The sequence below is a fragment of the Mesobacillus harenae genome (assembly GCF_013343715.1).
In the GTDB taxonomy this organism is placed as follows: domain Bacteria; phylum Bacillota; class Bacilli; order Bacillales; family Cytobacillaceae; genus Mesobacillus_A; species Mesobacillus_A harenae.
In genome coordinates, this window is record NZ_JABUNR010000008.1 from 189385 (window position 1) to 210800 (window position 21416).

A 21416-nucleotide genomic window follows, 5' to 3' on the forward strand; every position below is an offset into this window, starting at 1 on the left:
CCCACTAGGACTTTTTCCCTATCCCTACTATACTTTATAGAGGGAGGGGATTTTTTATGGAGAAAGCACTATTTATGATTGTAATTCTTTATCTTATATTCTTAATCTATAAAGCTAATAAAAACACTAAAGATGTTGTCATTAATTCCATTGCTTTACCCCATCAAAAATTGCTCACTCAGCAGGATTTTACGATACTCCATCTTTCTGATTTACACCTTGAAAATATATCGGTCAGCCCGGATGAACTCTTAGAGATCGTTTCCGAGAAGCCAGTTGACTTAATTGCTCTAACAGGCGATTTTCTTGATCGCAAACGGAGTATTCCAAGGCTTATTCCTTACCTAAAGGCTCTTCAGACTTTAAAGCCTCGTTTAGGGATGTTTGCTGTATTTGGAAACCACGATTACGTTTTGAAGGGTGAAAACTTTGATCTGTTAAAGAGTACCCTTGAGGATAATGGTGTAACTACGTTGCAAAATGAGCATTTAACATTAGAAGTTAACGGTGCAAACCTTAATATAATTGGAATTGATGATTACAGCACGAACCGCAGTGATATTAAAAAATCGTACAGTAATTTGCCTGAGGGTTATAATCTTGTTTTGACCCACGATCCGAATATAGTGCTTGAAATGGAAGATAGAGAATACGACTACTTGTTGTCAGGACATTTCCATGGTGGACAAATCCATTGGCCTAAACCATATCATCTTGCGAAAATGGGGAAACTTGTAAGTATGAACATGGTGAAGGGGCTGCACCATCACCAAGGTAAACCATTTTATATCAGTGAAGGACTAGGCCAAACTGGAGTTAATATCCGAGTTGGCAGCCGTCCTGAAATCACGTTCCATCAAATCTCTTAAACTTTTAAAAAGGTGCCGAAAGCATAATTGCTTTCGGTTTTTTTGTTTTGTTATCCGATTAGGGGATAAAGGAACAGTAAAAATTTATAAGGGTAAGCGGGAAATGGCAAACTATACTAACGGAATAAAAGTCAGAGGAAATCAAAGCTTATGACCTGCTGTGCTTAGAAATTATTGTTGAAGGACTGATTAATATGTATGAAGAACTTTTGAATACTAATCACCGTACCCATCCTCTCCCAAGCATCCCGTGGATTATGACACAGGTATGGGAGAATACAGCCTTTTTTCATTGGCCTATTCCAAAGAAAACGATAAGAGATAATGTACCGCATGAACTAGAGATTGATTCCTTTAATGGGAACGCATGGATTGGAATTGTTCCTTTTCGAGTATCTGAAATGAGGGTTCGATTTCTGCCTAAAATACCTTTTATGAATTCATTTAACGAATTAAATCTTAGAACATACGTCACTTTTAAGGGAGTTCCAGGAGTTTATTTTTTTACTCTTGATGCAAATCATCCTGTAGTAGCAGGACTAGCTCGAGTTTTCTATGGACTACCTTATAATAATGCTGAACTTACAATACAGAACGAAAAGGATTTTCTCGTAATAAAGAGTGGACGCAACAACAAGAAGGGCTTGTTTGAATTCCAGGGATCTTATAGGCCAAGTTCAAGTATTTTTTTATCAGAAGTGGGAAGCATGGAAGAATTTCTGACTGAGCGCTATTGTTTATGGACTAAGAGGGGAAACAAGCTTTTTAGGGCTGATATCCATCATACGAAATGGGAGCTGCAGAAAGCCGAGGCAGAGGTCTTGAAAAATACCATTGGTGCAGGTCTTTCCTCGAATCTTTTTGCCTCCCAGCCTGTTTTTCACTATTGCAAATATAAAAGAGCTTTTTTCTGGCCATTAATCCCTGAGCACGTTTAAAGACGTACGAACGGAAGAGGGTTTTTAGAAATTAAACCCGGCCGGGTCAAAAGTCGGTTCGTCTATTTTAGAATAATACCAGGGATCGGAAGAGTTTTTTCACAGTAAAGGAATTGCTTCGGGTCTTTTTGCTGGCTCTAGTCTATACGTTGCAGGTTGATTGCGCTATTATTTTTTGTGCATTTTCTTGCGAGTAGTTGTTTCGCCTGATTATATGAAAGCCCAGAGTTAGCGTTCTGTATTTTTACTTCATCTATATTTGTTCCTACAATTGTTACTCTTGGTCTTTTTTGCAAAATTTCACCCTCCAGTTTTCACATTTGCCTACTTTTCACATAAACTGCTTTGTAAACTTTAATCAAGGAGGACGATTATGAATTATTATCATTACTATCATCCTGGTTATCGGAGCAGTTATGCACCGCCAGTAACTAGTTACTCCTACCCATATAGTCAAAGGTATTACTCACGGGAAACCCAGCAGAATGGGGCTGTAGCCTATGCAGAAATAAAAGGCGGCCCGCTCGCACCTGAAATCCGCGGTACCGTCATTCTATTTGAAACTCCACATGGAACTGAAGTTTTTGCCGAGGTAACAGGTCTTCCGGAGTATAGGCCAAGAAATGAAAGTAAAGCACCAGTCGGTCCGCATGGTTTCCATATCCATGAAAATGGATCATGTGATATCGGTGAGCAAAATAATCCATTTCAGGATGCGGGAGGACATTGGAATCCAAGGAATCAGCCCCATGGCAACCATGCTGGCGACTTTCCAGTCTTATTTTCGAATAATGGATACTCAAGAATGTCGTTTTTTACCAATAAATTTTCAGTAAGAGAAAGCATTGGAAAAGCCATTATTATCCATGAAAATCCAGATGATTTCGAGTCTCAGCCTTCAGGTGATGCAGGAAAAAGGCTGGCTTGTGGTGTTATCACCCAGTTGAGATAGACAGTAGGCCTAGTGATATTGATCAAGCTGGTCTTCATAGGCCGTATGATAGGCCCGCTCAGCAGAATCCTTGGTAGCAAATAATGCATCGTCATCTTCAATAACATGGAAAGTCTCGTTAATAAATAGTGCCAGTGCATTAGGGTCCCTTGGGTGTGGTACAATTTCGGCTTCTTTCACATTCGCGACAGACGGGACGTGGGGGTTTCGGTATATAACATAAACCTGGTCGCCGTTCTTAAGATCCTTAGGATCAACACTTTCCACATTTATCATTCCTTTCTTGGATTAGCTGTTATAAATTTTCATTTTGCTGTCGAATCTCATCACCTGTAATGAGGATATTAGCTGTTTCAAGATTCTTATGTTCATTAACAGAATCACCCGGATAATTTCTCAGATTGGGTCCTCTTCCATCCGTTTCAATTGATATTGCATTTTCTTCTGGTGCTTGCGTCAAATATTCTTTTTCCTTTTTCATTGGAATCACCCCCAGTTTACTAATTTGCATGCTGTTACCTCAGGTTTTCCTAATTCTCGTATTTCTACGTAGCAAATTTTTTCCACACTAGCTTTAGAGGTAATGGTTAAAATAAGTAACACATAAAAGGAGGAGACGAAATGGTGAAAGAGAGTCTCGTAATCGATGAGATAAAGAAGCATTCAATAAAACTGAACTCAAATGATGACCTTAATTCATTAGTGGAAGCAGCGGGTGAGGCGGAATTTGTCTTGCTCGGAGAAGCTTCTCACGGAACGTCTGAATTTTATTCTTTCCGAGCAGAGATCACCAAAAGGCTTATAAAGGAAAAGGGATTTTCTATTATAGGAGTAGAAGGAGACTGGCCTTCCTGTTTTACAATCAATCGTTTTATAAAAGGCGAAAGGAACGGAACGGCAGCAAATGCTTTGCAGGATTTTAACCGCTGGCCTACGTGGATGTGGGCTAATAAAGAAGTTGAGTCCCTAATCAGCTGGTTGAAAGAGTACAACGACCAATCAAACGGTAATGTGGGCTTTTATGGGATTGATGTATATAGTTTATGGGAGTCAATGGAGGAAATGGTGAGGCAGCTGCAAAAAATTTCCCCGCGAAGTGCAGAAAAGGCCAGACAGGCATTTGAGTGTTTTGAACCATTTGATAGAAGGCCTGAAAACTATGGGATTTCTGCTGCCTTTTATGAGGAAGATTGTGTTGAAGAAATAATTGCCCTTTTGACAGAAATTCGTACAAAGAAGCACAAGTTGGACAAGTTAGGGGACGAAACAGCTTTAAATTTAGAGGTTAACGGAATGGTTACCCTTAATGCTGAAAGATATTACCGGGCTATGGTTGAGGGCGGACCTGATGATTGGAATATTAGAGATACCCATATGGTCAGCGCCATTGAAGCTGTTAAAAAATCTTACGGGAATAGCTCAAAAGTTATCGTCTGGGAACATAACACACATATTGGTGATGCACGTGCTACTGACATGAAAGCGGAAGGTCTTGTAAATGTAGGTCAGTTGTTAAGGGAAAAATACGGACAGCAAGCGGTGTTTGCGGTAGGGTTTGGCACCCATCATGGAAGTGTAATTGCATCGAGCCGATGGGGGGATCCATTAAAAATTATGGAGGTTCCTAAAGCAGCTAAAGGAAGCTGGGAAGATTTAATGAACAGAGCGGGAGCATATAACAAAATTCTGATGTTTAACCCTAAAAAGGACACTGTCTTCAATCATACCTTTGGGCACCGTGCTATAGGAGTCGTATACAATCCAGAGGTTGAACTGCTTGGGAATTATGTTCCATCACGAATGGCGCAAAGATATGATGCCTTTGTTTATTTGGACAAGACGACAGCTTTAAACCCTTTATCTGTTGCGAACGCATATACTTAATGTCTGCAACTTACAATCAGGCTCCTTAATAGGGGCCTAATTGGCTCTGTTAGCGGGAGTCTCAAAGTTCAAATATTCGTCATAATTGCAGCAATATACTTACCGAGATTGTGGTAATATTTAGGTGTAAAGGATAACCAAAGTAACATTAACATTAACAATTTAGGAGACTCAACCATAGTGTTCGTTCCGCAGTGAACGACATTGGAATTCCTTAGCAATAATTGTAAACGGTTACAAACTCCAGTAGGGGGAGCCATCCAATTTTCAAGTATCATTTCTGAAGTCGTTTTTCAGCCTGATGATAAAGAATGATTCAACTGGATGAGAAAAAAAGCTTTATCTATTAAATTTCGATTTGTACGTAAAGCAGAAGGTCTTATCCAAAAACCTGTTTCTAAAACAATACAAAGTTTGGTTTATGGGACAGGGAGGAGTCATCATTTAATTCCAGGTTGGATATCTGTGACTAAAATACTTGTTACTTGTTAATAGTGGAAGCAAGTCAAATCCCCAAAAGGGATTTGGTGAAATGTGTAACCATCAATAATGCAGGGATATGTGTCCTCGGTTAGAAACCGAATATTATGGGTCCGCTGATCGAATTGGGGCAATTCTTATGCAATCGTATCTGGATAGCACAGCGGTTCAAACACCATTGGCAGAAATAGAGCTCTTGCTCACCTAAAAGGATTTCTTTTTAGAAGCCAAAAAGATTTTGCCGGTGTAATGGTTGGGTCCCCTAAGTTGTTAATAAAGAGACTCTCTGGAAATGGCCAGAGAGTTTCTTTATTATTGTTTAGAAATAAAATTCCAATTCGATCTGCTTCTAGTTCACGGGCTAAGCGGTGGTGTACTTTACACAGCACCATCTAGCAGCTCCCACTATTATATTCGCGCCAGTTATTGTTTTCTTAAATAAAACAATGCAATAAATATTAACAATGCGAGACCAATGAAAACAGGAATCTCTGAGGGGCCTGTTTTTGGAGGTAAAGGCTGTTTACCAGCAGTGGTATTGGAATAAATGCCTTTATTACTGGACTTTGCTTCAGCCATGGCCTGATTGATTCTGCCTTCATATTTATAATCCCCATAATCATAGAAGTCTTCAACGAGTCCGGCATTAGTGATTTCCTCCTGAAGTAGCCTATTATCCACCCAAACCCACGCCAGCAAACGATCATATTTATCAAACAAACTGGGACCGTCTGTTTCAATCATAATTTGTCCGGTTTTTAAAAAAGAACAAGTGAATTGACTTGCTTCTTTTCCATAAGGTTCCATTTGAGACGTACTTTCAGGTGTATCAATGTACAGAAATCTAGTTTTATACAATTGCCCATTAATGTTAAAAGAAGCTGTATCACCGTCAGTACATTCATGAAGATCAGCTTTATATGTATTCTCTAGCTGGAGATCGGCAGGTTTAGAAGTTACAGCTGGCGGGACAGCTGCAGAAGCATTTCCAGCAGCAGAATGTATGGAATAAGAAGACCCGCTTAGTTCTGTGCCGTCCAAATCGATCTTCTCTTCGATTAGATTATATGAACAAGCGCTTTGGTTATGTTTTTTAATTAGCAAAAGCAAGTCCTGTTTAGTTTTAGCAGACAGGGCTAAAGAGGTTGGTTCATGCAGTATATAGACGCAGTCCTTATTTCTGAAATGTCCTCCTAATTCGTCTCTACTGCCGCTATGTGCTTGAACTTCTATAAAAAACGAATTTAAAGTAGTAAAAACAATCAAAAGATTTAAAAACACAATAAATGGTAAACGGTTCAAACTTTCCCTCCTCAGTTTCAAAAACTCTAAATATCGTACCATACAATCGTTCTCTAGGGGGAAATAAGATACCTAGGAACAGCTATCTTAAAAGTTAGCCAAGGCTTTTGGTTGTTTTAACCAATATTTATGTGTACAATATAAAAAACTGAATATTCTAAAATGAGGGGGATCTCGTGTTTAAAGCTGTCAATATACAAAATAGAGAGACGCTTTCTGAGGTATTGCAATGGGCTGTTGCGCTGTCCGGCGGTCTTGTTTTTATCCATTCTGCAGGGAGTTTAGAATTTCCTAAGGAACCTACAATCCTTTGTTTACTTGTTTTGTTTCTAGGGATAAATGAATATTTTCCTATGCCTGTATGGAAAGGGCAAACCACGATAACTATTCCAATTGTCTATGTGCTTTGTTTACTTTATGGGTTACCTTATGCGCTAGCAGCATATGGGTCTGTTCTTTTATTCATAAATGCTCTACGGCAAAGACCGCTGCGAATTCTTTTTTTTCGGCCAGGAAAAATTTTAATAAGCTTTGGAATCGCTTTTACACTTGCCTCAGTAACGTTAGCGGAAGTAAATAATCAAAGTTCAGTCCTATATGGTATATTCCATTATTGTGTAACTCTCGTGATTTTTTACTTAGTCAATAATATTATCGATGATGCAGTAAATCTGCTAAACCCTCGGCCTTACACAATCAGTAAATGGATTCAAAAGTTATATACAGAGATAAGCAGTGCTGGTATATCGCTGGCATATGGAATTTTATTTTATATTATCGGGAACACGAACCGCGGAGAGATTGATGTTTTTTCATTTTTCTTCTTCTTCTCACCTCTGGTAGGCATAGCTATCATTAGTTCAACAATATCAAGACTACGCATTGAGAAACAAAGGCTTAAGACGCTATCTTCGATTACTAGAAAATTGAATCACCTCCAGCCAACTAACGAATGGGTAGATACATTAAAAAGTAAATTTGCTGATTTCTTTAGCAGTGATGCAAGTGTGTTATGGATGAAGGAAAATGATAGTTGGAAGCTTAGGTTTTATGAAGGGCTTGTCCATGAAAGTGTAACTCTTTCTGAAGAGGCATTTCATAGACTAGAAAAGATAGTCAAGCCAGTCAAATTTGAAGACATACATGATTATGGGCCTGCTCACCCCCTATTTCACTATAGCTTGACATCTTTTGTCTATTCCCCGTTGGTTATTGAAGATGAAACAGTCGGAATGTTTATCGTTGCAAGGTCCCGGACAAATAGCTTTCGGAAAGATGATATTCGCTCTATTTCGACATTATCCAATCAACTGGCAGTGATTTTCAAAACAAGAGTGCTCTTTACGGAACGGGAGAGACGCATAATTCTTGAAGAACGAAACAGAATTGCTCGTGATATTCATGACGGAGTTGCCCAAACCCTTGCTGGTGCAATTATGAATCTAGAATCAGCGGAAAAGAAGTTCTTGAAAAATCCTTCTGAAGCTTTAAAGCTCTTAAAAGATAGTGAAATTAAACTTAGATATAGTCTTAGGGAGGTCAGAGACTCAATTTATGCTCTGCGTCCATATCCGACAGATAAGGTGGGTCTAACTGCAGCCATCTATTCCAAGATAGAAGAACTAATGAAAGAATATAATGTGGAAATTGATTTTATAATTAGAGGAAATGAGATTGAATTGAGCTCGATGGTGGAAAAAATAATGTTTGATACTTTTAAGGAAAGCGTTCAAAACAGTATTAAGCATTCCGGAGGTTCACGTATTGATGTGCTCATAAGCTATCAGGCCGAACAGATATTGTTGAAAATAAAAGATTACGGTAAGGGATTTTCCCTTTATCAAGCCATGATCAAGGCGAGGAACCAACCTCATTTCGGGATTCTGCAAATGAATGATGCAGCAGAAAAGATCAATGCATCTTTACAAATTGACAGCAAAGCAGGAATAGGTACAGAAATAGTACTGACAGTGCCAAAGATGGGACTGGAAGGGAGAGAATTATATGATCAGGCTCATGCTAGTGGATGATCATGCCGTCTTGAGAGACGGACTTAAAAATATACTTGAAACAGAGGAGGATATTGTTGTTGTAGGTGAGGCTGTTTCAGGAGATGACGCATTAGTTAAACTGAAAACATGTAAACCTGATGTCATTTTGATGGATATAAATATGCCTGATAAAAACGGTGTAGAGGTAACGGGGATCGTAAAAAAAACACACCCTGAAATAAAAATTCTTATATTAACGATGCACAATCATGATGAGTACTTTATGTCTGCCATCAGAGAGGGCGCTGATGGTTACCTTCTAAAGGATGTTCCATCTTCACAGGTTATTGATGCAATCAGGATGATTTCAAAAGGAGAATCAGTGGTACACCCAGCCATGACAAAAAAGCTTCTCTCCTTTCATCAGCACAAAACGAATGATCTGAGAGAAGCTGTTTTGACAGAGAGAGAAAAAGAGGTTCTAGTTTGTTTGGTTGATGGTTTAAGTAATAAGGAAATTGCAGAAAGGCTCTTTATTAGCGATAAAACGGTAAAAATCCATGTAAGTAAAATTTTTAGAAAACTTTCTGTCAAAAGCCGCTCTCAAGTGGTCATCTATGCCGTCCAAAATCAATTGGTCCCCATTCCCCCTGGTATCTAAAGCTAATTGGGAATTCAAATCAAAAAATAAAACAGACCCAGCGGATTTAACTGCTGGGTCTGTTTTTTATATTAGTACGCTGGGAACTGTTATTCCTCACGTTTTGCAAGGCAGCGCTCACATTCCATTAGGTAGGACTCTGCCTGTTCATGAACCCCTTCACCGCACTCAGGACAAACCTTCTTTGGCAAATTTCTGAAAAACTCAACTGGACTCTTGATCATTAGTAATTCCTCCTTTTTATAATACAGTTTATATTTTGTTTTACCTGTTGTAGTACAGTATAAACCATAAAGAGGTATTTTGTGTAGACTTTTTTTAAATTTTTTTAATTTTTCTTTGTTTTTTTATAATTTGATAAATTTTCAGCTACTTTTAGTAATCATCTTGAAAAAAGTTAGTGAAATGTGTCAAACTTATTACAAGAGATACACCAAATGTTCTTTCAATCTGGATTCTTTTCATTTAAAATCAAAAGATAGTGGAACTACTATATAGGGAGATTGATATGAAAAATGGGAAGCTATGGCATGTCGGATAACCCTGTATTAATCATTGTTGCGATCATATTAACGATGATGTCAGCTTATACGGCAATTGATTTATTTACACTTATAAAAGGCTCTGACCGAAACAAAAGACTCTTTTTCTTGGGTGGAACTTTTTCATTAGGCATCGGAATTTGGGTAATGAACTTTTTTGGAATGGCCTCTGCGAATATCAACACATCAGTAACTTATCAAATCCCTATCAGCATTCTTTCTGTTATTCTTGGGATCATGTTCACGGGAATGGCTTTCTATTCGGTAGCGGGGAAAGCAATTGATTATTCAGCAATTTTAATTAGCAGCTTTTTTATGACTCTAGCGGTCTTGTCGGTTCAGGTATTCGGCATGTATTCAATGAACCTTGGGTTTAGTTACCAGCCAGCTATATTGGTAATCTCGCTGTTGATTATTTATGGCTCTTTCTTTTTTTCTTTTTGGATCATATATATATCAAGAGGATTCCAGCAGAGAAATTATATGTGGACTAAGCCGCTTAGCGCTCTAATTATTACGGGTGCAATTGTGGAAGGACACTTCCTATTAAACAGGGCAGCTACAATCTTTACCCTTGAAACAGGAACGATTGATCAAATTCGAATTCAGGAAAATTTTATAACATGGCTCGTTTTATTAGTCGCTGTACTGATTCTTGGCGGTTTAATTGGATCGAGTGCATTAATAAGCAAGCGGCTTGCGGTAACTGACACAAATCTTAAAGACATTACATCTGCTCTCGATGAGTCATCGATTGTGGCAATTACGGATCCCAAAGGCATTATTTCTTTCGTAAATGAAAAGTTTGTGCAAATATCCGGATATACAAAAGATGAACTGATCGGCCAAAATCATTCTATCTTAAACTCGGGATTCCATCCAAAGGAATTCTTTAAGGAAATGTGGCGAACGATCGGTTCCGGGAATGTCTGGAAGGGCGAGGTACGAAATAAAGCAAAGAATGGCGATCTTTATTGGGTTGATACCACCATCGTACCGTTCTTAAATCAAAAAGGCAGACCATATCAATATGTAGCGATTCGTTCTGATATCACAAATCTGAAAACAGCTAAAGCTGACCTTAAAGAGAAAATGAAGGAAGTCAGTGATTATAAGTTCGCGATTGACCAGGCTTCGATTGTTGCGTTTACAGATGAAAAGGGACTCATTAAAAGTGTCAATGATAAGTTTTGCGAAATCTCTAAGTATAGCCGTGAGGAATTAATTGGGCAAGATCATAGAATGTTAAATTCTGGATTCCACACTAAGGGCTTCTTTAAGGGGCTTTGGAAGACTATTGGATCTGGTGAGGTATGGAAAGGAGAGATTCGTAATAAGGCGAAGGATGGATCTTATTATTGGGTCGACACTACAATTATTCCGTTTCTTAATGAAAAAGGTAAACCGTACCAATACCTCTCTATCCGTAATGATATAACAGAACGAAAACAGACGGAGGAACTCCTGCACCGGCAGGATAAGCTTGCCGCTGTCGGTCAGCTTGCTGCAGGTGTAGCCCATGAAATACGTAACCCGCTTACGTCAATGAAGGGATATGCAGAGTTTCTTCAACTAGATGAAACAGATGAGCAGAGGAAAGAGTTTCTTGACATCATTCTTGATGAAATTGACCGAGTAAATAATATTGTTGAAGAGTTTATGGTACTTGCCAAGCCAAAGGCCGTAGAGCTAGAGGAGAGAAACATAATCCCGATCGTCAGAAATGTAGTCTCTCTATTGGACTTTGAGGCAAGAAAGCGAAATGTCAGACTGAGCTTCGATGCGGATGACGATATTATTCAAGTTGAATGTGACGAAAATCGCTTAAAACAGGTATTCCTGAACTTTATTAAAAATGGTATAGAAGCGATGCCGGAGGGTGGAGATCTGGATGTTAAAATGTTCATTCATGAAGGCAACGTTGAAATCACGATACAGGACACAGGCGTCGGTATACCACCTGATACACTGACGAAAATCGGTGAACCTTTCTATACGACTAAAAAGAATGGCAATGGGCTTGGCCTGCTGGTTAGCTTCAAAATCATAGAAAGTCATAATGGGAAGGTTTATATTGAAAGTGAGTTAAACAAGGGAACAACCTTTAAGATTCTATTGCCTGCAAAGACTGCATAAGCTTAAACACCATTGGAAGGACTTTCAATGGTGTTTATTTTTTATGTTTAAAAATAGACAAATATTTTTAAAAATACAATAACAATTCGCTCGTTTGATCAACTAAAATAATGAAGACATGAAAATCATGTGTACCATTATAGCTATTACGGGAGGCGTAGAAGTTGGGAGAAGCGGTTCAGGTAAGAACAGTCTGTGGTTATTGCGGCACCGGCTGCGGATTGATCCTTGAAGTAAAGGATAATGAGATTATTAAAATTAGAGGTGATAAAGATGCCCCTGTTAATAAAGGCCAAACATGCATAAAAGGAGCTTTTGCTTATAAATATGTCCAAGCCCCCCAAAGGTTATCAGTTCCGCTAATACGAAAGGCTGGAATATTAATGGAGTCAACCTGGGAGGAGGCTTATGAACTAATCGCTACTAGGCTTAACAAGATTAAGACTAATTGGGGTTCAGATGCCATTTCCATGTTTGCCTGTGCTCGTACAACGAATGAGTCTAATTATATAACCCAAAAATTTATGAGAACAGCCATCGGAAGCAATAACATTGACGGGTGTAACCGAACTTGACACGCATCGAGCGTCGCCGGTCTGGCGACTGTATTTGGGAGTGGCTTTCCAACCAATACATTGGATGATATCGAGGAAGCGAACTTTCTGTTGTTAATGGGTTCTAATACAACGGAAGCGCATCCCATAATAGGAAATAAGATAAAGAAAGCGGCTAAGTCAGGTTTGATAATAACTGTTGTTGATCCACGGAAGATCGATATAGTTAAATCCGCCAAGCGCCATTTACAGCTTAATATTGGGTCAGATATTGCTTTAATTAATGCAATGATCAATGTAATTATTGGTGAAGGGTTGTATAAAGAAAATTTCATCGAAAAGCATACTGCTGAGTTTATGAAGCTGAAAAGGAGTGTGGAAATCTATACTCCAGAATATGCATCAGAAATAACTGGAATCTCAGCGGAAGAAATAAGGACAACTGCACGGGAATATGCAGGAGCAGAGAGGGCTATGATTGCCTATACACTAGGAATTACCGAACATCACTGTGGTGTAAATAATGTTTTAGACATTGCTAATCTAGCCCTCTTAACCGGACAAATAGGGAAAAAAGGCAGCGGTATTATGCCATTAAGAGGTCAGAACAATGTTCAGGGAGCAGGTGATATGGGCTGCTTGCCTAACCAGCTTACTGGTGCTGTAAGCATTGCTGATGAAAACTACAGATTAAGATATGAAAAAGCATGGAACACTAAAATCAGCGAAAAGGCTGGGGATACACAAACACGAACCTTGGAACGTATAGAACAGGGGGAAGTGAAGGTCCTTTATGTTATAGGAGAAAACCCACTATTAGCAGATGTTCATATGAATCATACAAAAGCAATACTTAAGAAACTGGATTTTTTAATAGTACAGGATATTTTTCTAACTGATACTGCTGAACTTGCTGATGTTGTACTGCCTGCCAGGTCCTGGGGCGAGGTTGATGGTACTTTTACAAACACGGACAGAAGAGTTCAGCGCGTAAGGAAAGCGGTTGAAGCACAGCCTGGTACAAAAGAAGACTGGGAAATTTTATGCGAGCTATCTGCAAGGCTTGGCTATAGAATGTCCTACAAGCACAGTGAAGAAATCTGGGAGGAGGTAAGGGAATTGGCTTGGGAACTGTTTGGAGGAATTTCATATTCTAGACTGGAAGCAGAATATGGAATCCATTATCCATGCCCAGAGGTGACCCATCCTGGAACAAAGATTCTTCACGAAAGGTTCCATAATGGATCGGAAGGAGAGATCAAATCACCGTTTGTACCAGTTAAGTATACACCTCCATTAGAAATTGCCGATAGCAATTACCCTTTTATCTTAACAACCGGCAGGAGATATGAGGCCTATAATACGCATACTCAGACGCGTTTTTATGCTGAAGGTGTAAAAATTAAGCAAACTGAAGAAACTCTTGATCTTCATCCAAAAGATGCAGTATCCCTGGGAATAAACGAAGGAGATTTAGTTGAAGTGAGTTCAAGGAGAGGAACTTTGACTGTCAAGGTTAAATTAACGGAACAGGTGGTCCCTGGGTTAGTGTTCATGAGTTTCCACTGGTCTGAAGCGCCTACGAATGTTTTGACGTTAAACGAATATGATCCCATTTCAGGAACAGCAGAATTCAAAGCATGTGCAGTACATATAAAACCGGCGGGGGGGACGGTAGACCAAATGATGTGAAGCGAACCTGCTGAGATAAAGGTCACATTTAGAGCAGAAACAATTAGGGTGAAGTACTCTTAAGTTGCTGAGCGCTAAGCACCTTGAATAGAAAAAAACAGCCCGCCTTTTTAAACTAGGCGGGCTGTTTCAATAGTTGAATTATCGTTGAATCGTCTGAATAACCTGCATAATATTCCTGTAAACTGGAATGTTGAGGAATCTTTTTCCGTTTTGGATAAACTGCTGGCTGATCTCTGACCTAATCCCTGTAAGTACTGGTTCAATCCCAATTATTTTTAGGCTGTTAACTAGCTTATTAATACTATCAATGACGATTTCGTCGACTGTGAAGGTTCCTGACAAATCAATAACCAGCTTTTCTATTCTAAGTTCCTTTGAAGTTATGAGTGTTTTGTCCAGTAGCACTCTCGCTCGTCGCTCGTCAATATCACCAATCAGCGGGAGTACCCCGACACCGGGAAGAATAGGAACGATAGGAGCTGAGATAGATAGGTATTTTTCCTCGGTTAGTTTCATTTCTTTAACAGATTGCTCTGTAAATGCTGAACTAAAACCAGATACCATATTGTTGAAAATAGCATCAATGTCCAACAAAACGTCTAGAAGGTCATTTGACCGCCCCTGTGAACTTAACATGTTTGAGATATAAGTCCAAATAACTTTTTTGTAAAGAGTTATTCCTTCCAAGGTTGAATCCAGTGTTGCTGTTCCTCTTTCAACTGATAATCTACCCATTTTTTTCCCCCAAGTTTGGGCTTCGGTTTTACCGACTTCAACATTATGAAGGCACACACTTACCATCTGGACAAGCTCTATTAAGTAAGGCAATGATTCATTCTTGATCTCATTATCAATCGGGTAAGTGTCTTTAAGGAGATCAAGAATCCCTTCGGCCACTATAGTAATGTCATCATTCAAAGAACTGCTCAAACTTTTTGTTATTTCTACATCTATCATTATTGTTCTTATCCTCCGTTTATTTCTCTACTATATATGATACTACGAACCTCACAGTTTCAAAAGTTTTATGGTGTTCAGCGTTGTTGTAATTTGATTATAACCTTAGAAGTACATAATTACCCGAATTACTCTTCCCTATAAAAAGTCAAAACAGATACTAGGTGGTTGACTAGTGATTTAGAGTTTATCAATACCTCACAGAGCGTTAATAAATAACAAATATTTAATTACAGCTAATATTACAACCAAGTTAAACCAGCAAATGAATTTATTTCCATAAATGGAGGTTAAATATGTAAATGGATTATAATAATGGAAAATATAAAGCCTATTTTCAGAATAGTAAGTTCATTTGAAATGTTATTGTTATACTGTCGTTATAGTCGTAATCCATTTAATATGTGCCTGTTCTTTTTGTACACTTAAATTATGTTACGATAATCAATGTGATAAAAAAATTAGCCGATAGGAGGCAAACATATGAAAAAGTCATTGTTATCATTGGTTGCTGCAACGGCAATTTCAGGTACTACAGTTGCCGGTGCACAGGCAGAAGAAGTTACAGTAAAAAAAGGGGATACTCTTTGGGGGATCTCAAAACAACATGATGTTACAGTAGGTGCATTAAAAAAATGGAATGGTCTAACAAGTGATATCATTTATCCAAATGATCGCTTGGAGGTTTCCCCGGTTGAACATTATAAAGTAGTTAAAGGGGACACACTTTGGGGCATTTCTAAAAATTATGGTGTTACAGTAAGTGACCTGCAGGAATGGAACAACCTAAATTCAGATATTATTATTCCGGGTACGCACCTGGTTGTCTATAAGGATTCTCTAGTAGCAAACAAGATTGAAAAACTAGATGTTGAAACTGCACCGCTTGTCGAAGCCAAGCCAGCAGTATCATCACCTGCGCCCGCAGCAGAGGCACCAGTTCAGGAAGAAGCTGCACAAAAACTGAGTGTACAAGCTACAGCTTACACTGCATTCTGTGAAGGATGCTCAGGGACTACAGCAACTGGCGTCGATCTAAGAGCTAACCCAGATGCCAAAGTTGTTGCAGTTGATCCTACTGTTATTCCACTAGGCACGAAACTATATGTCGAGGGTTATGGATATGCAACCGCTGCTGACACAGGCGGCGCAATTCGTGGCAATAAAATAGACGTTTTTATTCCGAACCAAGATTCAGCTCTTGATTGGGGAAGAAAACAAGTTAATGTAACAATTATAAATTAATATAAAAACATTGGACAAGCTGCCTCCTTAGAGGCAGCTTGTTTTATTTTCTCAAGATATTTCTACTTTCAAAGCTATCCCGTTATGTAAAGGAAAATAAAAAGCACTCCCGGTAGGAAGTGCCTAAATGTTGTCATTCAAATGTTCGCTCATCATCAACGTTATGATCTTTGTCGAGAATAACCACTTTGCTTGGCCGATTTTTATTCGCCAAATCAACCGCTTCATTAATTGCTACGGATCGGCTTGAATGTAATTCAGTGGGAGCCACATCCTCCAATTTGACATACCAGCCTGTGATGTCTTTGTCTGGTACAACACTATAAAGATTCATTGATAAGCACCCCTTTCTGAAGGTATGCTTTACAATTCCCGTCTCAGAAAGAGATAAAACGAATATTTAAAACTTGTTAAAAAAAGATTTTTTATTTATTTATTGTTTCCTGCTCTTTTTCAGTCGGGCTTTTCTCATTCTCTTTTGATGGTAAAGGCTTTTTTAGCAAATGAACAACGTAATTAGTTATATTTTTAAAATTTTCTTCTATGACTGCTGTAATATAAGAGGCTCGCTCATACAAAATGGACCTCAAGCTGTCAAGCTGCCTGGATATTTTTTCTCCTTCTGCATCATGTTGATCGAACCTTTCCATTATCGTCTGATGGTAAACGTCCTGAAGACTTAGCTGTCTGGAAATTTGTTCGTTCATTTCTTCTTGCTTTTTCAGCTGGTCAAGCAGAGAAGCTGAAACATGCTCATGATCCTGAAGCTTACGAAATATATCCCTTATAAAGTTCTCCTGAATATTCAGCTGGTTTAGGATTGCTGTATTGGCCAGTTCCCCTTGTTCAAAGTTAGTAAGAAGAGTTTTATTATTACTTTCCAGATCAGTTAGTTTATTTATTAAAGTAACTGATGTTAGCTCTTGTACCTTCATATTGTCCAAAACCTTAGTTGAATAATCCTCCTGTGTACCTAACTTAGAAAGTAAACGGCTAAAATGTTGATTTTGATTGTAATGGTTATCCTTAAGTGAAGCCTGGAAGGATTCAACGGAGTTTGAAAGTTTTTTATTAAGGACCTGCTGGTCATTCAAAATTTCATTTAAATAGCTGAGCCGAAAGACTTTTTGTTGATTGGAAAGATCCCGTTCATTAACTGAAGACTTATAGACACCAGGTGTTTGTTTATTGTTTACGAATAACGGCAATGCTTACACCTCCTTCACAAGATAATAAATTATATTATGAACGGGCTAGCCGTTTTGGTCCCCGGCTACAAGCCCAAACAATCTGAAAGACACTTTTTACCTTTCATGAGAAGGCAGCATCTGGCGAATAATACAATAAAACCTTTAGGAAGGGAGCAGGTTGACTTGTTAACAAACGAACAGCTTGGCAAATTGCGTTCACAGTTATCCCATGCTAAACAAGAACTGGAAGAGCACTTTAAGCATAATGATAACTTTGATATGGAAATGGGACATTACCATGAATCATTAGGAGAACTTTCAAGTTATGATAACCATCCGGCAGATGAAGGTACTGCACTTTATGAACGGGAAAAAGACTTGGCTTTAAATGAACATGCAGAATATGAATTATCTAACATAAATCATGCACTAGAAGCAATTAAAAATGGCTCATATGGGATATGTGAAACATGTGGAAAAGAAATACCTTTTGAACGTTTGGAAGCCATCCCGCAAACCAGCTTTTGTCTTGACCATACACCTGACCGGACCATTTCCACTAACAGGCCTATTGAGGAAGGCGTATTAATGCCGCCGTTTGGGAAGTTCGACAAAGATGAACAGGATGAAAATGTTGGTCTTGATTCTGAAGATAGTTGGCAGGAGGTTGCTTCATATGGAACTTCTGAGACACCTTCGGATTTTGCATATCCTCCTGATCACTATAATGATATGTATAATGAATCTGAGGAAAGCATCGGCTACGTTGAGGATTATGAAAATTACATTGGCACAGATATAGAAGGAAAAGAAGTTACCGTTTACCCGCATAGGCAACATGAGAAATATGAGGAAGAGCTGGATGAGGAAGACATTATGACTTCCTTTGGCGACCTCCCTGCCTTTGAGCATGACCCTTATGTAGAGAAAAAGGATTAATACTTCGAAGGACAATGCCGCAGTAAGGCGTTGTCTTTTTTTTATTATAAATGCTAAAATAACCCCAAAAGAACGTATCGGGAGTGGTGAAAATGTGGAAAGAATTTTTATCAAGTATTGGTTTCGGCAGTGCGAAAGTGGAAACGGTGATTGCAAAGGAAGTTTACAAGCCTGGAGATACAATTAAGGGCGTGGTAAAGATCCATGGAGGGAACACAGAGCAGACCATAAATAAAATTACGTTAAGTCTATATACATCATTGGAGGAAACGAGAGATGACAGTGACTTTTCGTTTATTGATGAAGAATGCCGCCATGTTGAACTTGGAAATATTGGAACAATCCATCCTGGAGAGCAACGGTCTATACCTATTCAAATACCACTTTCAGCAAATCATCCGATAACAAAGGGTAATCTGAAAACCTTTCTTAGAACGAGCTTGGGAATTCCTCAAGCTGTTAATACAACCAGCGAGGACGAAATTATCATAAGTTAACCAGAATGAAGTTAGCTTGAAAGGGAAAGGCATGATTTGAAGAAGGCTGAAACTATGACAAGAAAAGTAAACCTGCAAGCAGCGAACCCATCAATCGAACCCGGAACGGATACCTCTTCGCAGCTTGAAAAAAAAAGCTACCCAACAAGAAGTAGGAAAGGAACTTTGATGAAAATGATCCTAGCTAAAAACCCTGTTTATGGGTTTTTTATTTTAAAGAAAATTAGGATTGATTGCTGATGTTAAAAATTAAACAGGAGTCCAAATTGCGAGCCCCCAACAATCTATTCCTATTTTCTTCGTTGGGGAATATTTTAGGAGCCAACTTAATGCCTGTGATAGTACCTCATCCCTAGGAAAAAGCGAGCTCCTTGGAAGGAAATCACCCCCTCAGGTTAAATTAAACCAATGTCTAAGAAAACCGCCTTGGAAAAAGATTAAGGAGCTAGAAACTTGGGAAAAGGAGAGATAGGTAAAACGTTAAGACAGAGGCTGGGAGTTGTGGACATGAACAAATTGGTATTTTATGGTAAAAGGCTAATGAAAGAAATGAAAGAAGACAGGGCAACTGGACTTGCTGCCCAACAGGCATACTATTACATGCTTGCAATTTTCCCGCTGCTAATCCTCGTGTTATCAATCATACCTTATTTTTCGATTGATCCGAGCAGAGCAGTAGGGTTTGTAGAAGAATATATGCCTTCAGAGTCCGCAGAGATGTTTTCTGATATAATTGTCAATATTGTTAGTGAACGGAATGGCGGATTATTAACCTTTGGTATTTTAGGGACAATATGGTCTGCTTCTAATGGGGTTAATGCCTTTATGAGAGCAATGAATATAGCTTATGGGGTGGAAGAATCAAGGTCATTTATAAAAGCCCGCCTTGTATCCATACTGCTTACTTTTGGACTGATCGTTTCATTAATTGTTGCTTTAGTTCTCCCCGTATTTGGTGGGGTCATTCTTGAATTTATAAAGGGTATTCTTCATGTACCAGATAATATGCAGATCATTTTCCAGATATTAAGGTGGCTGCTTGCAGTGACAGTGATGGTGTTAGTTTTATCTGTCTTATACAAGATGGCACCAAACAAGGACTTCCCGTTTAAGCATGTTTTTCCTGGGGCCATTACTGCAACGATATTATGGCAATTAGTTTCACTAGGATTTTCTTATTATGTAAGTAATTTCGGTAATTATTCGGCTACCTATGGCAGCTTAGGAGGGGTTATTATCCTGATGCTTTGGTTATTTTTGACTGGACTGATCCTTGTGCTTGGCGGAGAAGTGAATGCTATTTATCACCGCCATACAAAAGATTCAGAGCATTATGCCGAGGAGACTAAAACTTATTAATAGTTAATACCTTCAGCTCCGGTTTGAAAACCGGAGTTTTTCCATTTAAGACTGCCAATTTATGATTGGCAATATCACCCTTTCTTTTATACAATAGAAACAACTCTTTTGTGCCTGGCCTAATTACGAATCTACACGTATATAAGAACTGGGTATCGATTTTTCAGGAATAACGATTAAATCAAATTTATCCAAAGCACTAACAGAAGGAAACCTTGTTTCTTAGATCAGTTTGATCAGTAAGAAAACTTGATATTGAGGGATTGGTAAAATGAAAATAGTACTCGTTAAAGGCGTTGCAATAGGTAAAGGAATTCCGAAAATTTGTGTACCTATTGTCGGGGAAACAGTTCAGCAATTGCTTGAAGAAGCGAAGCTGTTAAAAACTATCGATGCAGACCTCGTTGAGTGGCGTGTTGATTTTTTTAAAGAGGTTAGAAATATCGAAAAGGTCATTTCTGCTTTAGCTCAACTGCATGACATTTTAAAAGAAAAGCCGTTAATCTTTACTTTTCGCAGTGCCAGAGAAGGTGGACAGACAGAAGTAAGTTCCGACTTTTATTCTGCTTTAAACAAAGCTGCAGTCCGTAGTGGGATGGCGGATATCATAGATGTTGAGCTATTAAGCGATGAGTCCGTTGTAAAAGAATTGATCGAATATGCACACTCTTTTAATGTATATGTAATTCTCTCCAATCATGATTTTCAGCAAACACCATCTAAAGATGAAATCATCAAAAGACTTAGAAAAGCACAGAGTTTGGAGGGGGACTTGCCTAAAATTGCGGTTATGCCATCAAACAGTTCAGATGTTATCACGCTGCTCGATGCAACGCAAACGATGAAGGAGCAGTATGCAGACAGGCCAATTATAACCATGTCAATGGCCGGTACAGGAGTGATCAGCAGGTTAGCAGGAGAAGCTTTCGGCTCTGCGGTTACCTTTGGCTCAGCCGCCGCTAAAGCCTCTGCACCAGGCCAGATCGATGCCGGTGAACTGCGCAATATTCTATCAATCCTGCATAAAAGTATTAATTAAAAAACGAAAAAAGCCCCTAATCCTAGATAGGGCTTTCAGTCTGCAGATAAAAGGGGTTCGGAATGTGAACTAGGCCCCATATTTCGGACACTTTAATAAAAAGTGCCTATGCTGCTAATAAATGATCCCGGTATTGTACCGGGGTCATTTTCTTTAATCCCCATTGATACCGTTGACAGTTATAAT

The 21416-nt window shown here is 38.8% G+C and carries 21 protein-coding genes and 1 pseudogene; 15 read left to right on the forward strand and 7 right to left on the reverse strand.

Features of this window, described 5'->3' with window-relative positions:
- Positions 1-56: 56 nt before the first annotated feature.
- The 3 genes from HRJ06_RS11775 (at position 57) to HRJ06_RS11785 (ending at position 2759) form a co-directional block, all read left to right on the forward strand.
- Positions 57-869: a metallophosphoesterase gene (locus tag HRJ06_RS11775; protein WP_174733117.1), complete on the forward strand. Its 813-nt coding sequence runs from the start codon at positions 57-59 to the stop codon at positions 867-869.
- Positions 870-1063: 194 nt separating this feature from the next.
- Entirely contained in the window at positions 1064-1807 is a 744-nt protein-coding gene (locus HRJ06_RS11780; RefSeq protein ID WP_174733118.1) for a YqjF family protein, read from the forward strand.
- Between the two features lie 373 nt (positions 1808-2180).
- Positions 2181-2759 carry a superoxide dismutase family protein gene (locus tag HRJ06_RS11785; protein ID WP_174733119.1) on the forward strand — a complete coding sequence of 193 codons (579 nt, stop codon included), beginning with the start codon at positions 2181-2183 and terminating at the stop codon, positions 2757-2759.
- A gap of 9 nt (positions 2760-2768) precedes the next feature.
- Here HRJ06_RS11785 and HRJ06_RS11790 read toward each other — a convergent pair whose 3' ends face one another.
- Together HRJ06_RS11790 and HRJ06_RS11795 are read right to left on the reverse strand one after the other, a co-directional pair.
- Complete coding sequence (locus HRJ06_RS11790) at positions 2769-3035, reverse strand: transcriptional regulator SplA domain-containing protein (protein ID WP_174733120.1); 267 nt, start codon at positions 3033-3035, stop codon at positions 2769-2771.
- 19 nt (positions 3036-3054) lie between these two features.
- Positions 3055-3240 carry a hypothetical protein gene (locus HRJ06_RS11795; RefSeq protein WP_174733121.1) on the reverse strand — a complete coding sequence of 62 codons (186 nt, stop codon included), beginning with the start codon at positions 3238-3240 and terminating at the stop codon, positions 3055-3057.
- A 140-nt stretch (positions 3241-3380) separates the two neighbouring features.
- Between HRJ06_RS11795 and HRJ06_RS11800 the strand changes: the two genes are divergently transcribed.
- Positions 3381-4643, forward strand: coding sequence for an erythromycin esterase family protein (locus HRJ06_RS11800; RefSeq protein ID WP_174733122.1), 1263 nt, complete (start codon positions 3381-3383; stop codon positions 4641-4643).
- A gap of 903 nt (positions 4644-5546) precedes the next feature.
- Here HRJ06_RS11800 and HRJ06_RS11805 read toward each other — a convergent pair.
- Entirely contained in the window at positions 5547-6425 is an 879-nt protein-coding gene (locus HRJ06_RS11805) for a thermonuclease family protein (protein WP_422392729.1), read from the reverse strand.
- A 176-nt stretch (positions 6426-6601) separates the two neighbouring features.
- Here HRJ06_RS11805 and HRJ06_RS11810 point away from each other — a divergent pair, with 176 nt between their 5' ends.
- Together HRJ06_RS11810 and HRJ06_RS11815 are read left to right on the forward strand one after the other, a co-directional pair.
- Positions 6602-8455 (forward strand): histidine kinase, encoded by a 1854-nt coding sequence (locus HRJ06_RS11810; RefSeq protein ID WP_174733124.1) that lies wholly within the window; start codon positions 6602-6604, stop codon positions 8453-8455.
- Complete coding sequence (locus HRJ06_RS11815; protein ID WP_174733125.1) at positions 8430-9077, forward strand: response regulator; 648 nt, start codon at positions 8430-8432, stop codon at positions 9075-9077. The genes HRJ06_RS11810 and HRJ06_RS11815 overlap by 26 nt, the downstream gene beginning before the upstream one ends.
- An 89-nt stretch (positions 9078-9166) precedes the next feature.
- Here the strand turns inward: HRJ06_RS11815 and yhfH are convergent, their stop codons facing one another.
- A complete protein-coding gene (gene yhfH / locus HRJ06_RS11820) occupies positions 9167-9301 on the reverse strand; it encodes a protein YhfH (protein ID WP_174733126.1) in 135 nt (44 codons plus the stop codon).
- Between the two features lie 291 nt (positions 9302-9592).
- On the opposite strand from yhfH, the gene HRJ06_RS11825 reads away from it, so the two are divergent.
- The 3 genes and pseudogenes from HRJ06_RS11825 (at position 9593) to fdhF (ending at position 14001) form a co-directional block, all read left to right on the forward strand.
- Positions 9593-11755, forward strand: a complete 2163-nt coding sequence (locus HRJ06_RS11825; RefSeq protein WP_174733127.1) for a PAS domain-containing protein — start codon at positions 9593-9595, stop codon at positions 11753-11755.
- A 164-nt stretch (positions 11756-11919) separates the two neighbouring features.
- Positions 11920-12078 (forward strand): annotated as a pseudogene (locus HRJ06_RS23590) (hypothetical protein); the annotation flags it as partial.
- Positions 12058-14001 carry a formate dehydrogenase subunit alpha gene (fdhF, locus tag HRJ06_RS23595; protein WP_338421086.1) on the forward strand — a complete coding sequence of 648 codons (1944 nt, stop codon included), beginning with the start codon at positions 12058-12060 and terminating at the stop codon, positions 13999-14001. The pseudogene HRJ06_RS23590 and the gene fdhF, both read left to right, overlap by 21 nt.
- Before the next feature lie 141 nt (positions 14002-14142).
- Here fdhF and HRJ06_RS11840 read toward each other — a convergent pair whose 3' ends face one another.
- On the reverse strand, positions 14143-14961 hold the full coding sequence (locus HRJ06_RS11840; RefSeq protein ID WP_174733130.1) for an STAS domain-containing protein: 819 nt from the start codon (positions 14959-14961) through the stop codon (positions 14143-14145).
- Positions 14962-15444: 483 nt separating this feature from the next.
- Between HRJ06_RS11840 and HRJ06_RS11845 the strand changes: the two genes are divergently transcribed.
- Positions 15445-16206 (forward strand): LysM peptidoglycan-binding and 3D domain-containing protein, encoded by a 762-nt coding sequence (locus HRJ06_RS11845; protein WP_174733131.1) that lies wholly within the window; start codon positions 15445-15447, stop codon positions 16204-16206.
- Positions 16207-16339: 133 nt separating this feature from the next.
- Here HRJ06_RS11845 and HRJ06_RS11850 read toward each other — a convergent pair whose 3' ends face one another.
- Together HRJ06_RS11850 and HRJ06_RS11855 are read right to left on the reverse strand one after the other, a co-directional pair.
- Positions 16340-16540: a DUF2188 domain-containing protein gene (locus tag HRJ06_RS11850; protein ID WP_174733132.1), complete on the reverse strand. Its 201-nt coding sequence runs from the start codon at positions 16538-16540 to the stop codon at positions 16340-16342.
- A 91-nt stretch (positions 16541-16631) separates the two neighbouring features.
- A complete protein-coding gene (locus tag HRJ06_RS11855) occupies positions 16632-17414 on the reverse strand; it encodes a hypothetical protein (protein ID WP_174733133.1) in 783 nt (260 codons plus the stop codon).
- A gap of 165 nt (positions 17415-17579) precedes the next feature.
- On the opposite strand from HRJ06_RS11855, the gene HRJ06_RS11860 reads away from it, so the two are divergent.
- The 5 genes from HRJ06_RS11860 (at position 17580) to aroD (ending at position 21230) form a co-directional block, all read left to right on the forward strand.
- Positions 17580-18335, forward strand: a complete 756-nt coding sequence (locus HRJ06_RS11860; RefSeq protein WP_174733134.1) for a TraR/DksA C4-type zinc finger protein — start codon at positions 17580-17582, stop codon at positions 18333-18335.
- 92 nt (positions 18336-18427) lie between these two features.
- Entirely contained in the window at positions 18428-18832 is a 405-nt protein-coding gene (locus tag HRJ06_RS11865) for a sporulation protein (RefSeq protein ID WP_174733135.1), read from the forward strand.
- Positions 18833-18886: 54 nt separating this feature from the next.
- Entirely contained in the window at positions 18887-19072 is a 186-nt protein-coding gene (locus HRJ06_RS11870; protein ID WP_174733136.1) for a hypothetical protein, read from the forward strand.
- 267 nt (positions 19073-19339) lie between these two features.
- Positions 19340-20191, forward strand: coding sequence for a YihY/virulence factor BrkB family protein (locus HRJ06_RS11875; RefSeq protein WP_174733137.1), 852 nt, complete (start codon positions 19340-19342; stop codon positions 20189-20191).
- Between the two features lie 271 nt (positions 20192-20462).
- Positions 20463-21230: a type I 3-dehydroquinate dehydratase gene (gene aroD, locus HRJ06_RS11880; protein ID WP_174733138.1), complete on the forward strand. Its 768-nt coding sequence runs from the start codon at positions 20463-20465 to the stop codon at positions 21228-21230.
- Positions 21231-21416 lie beyond the last annotated feature (186 nt).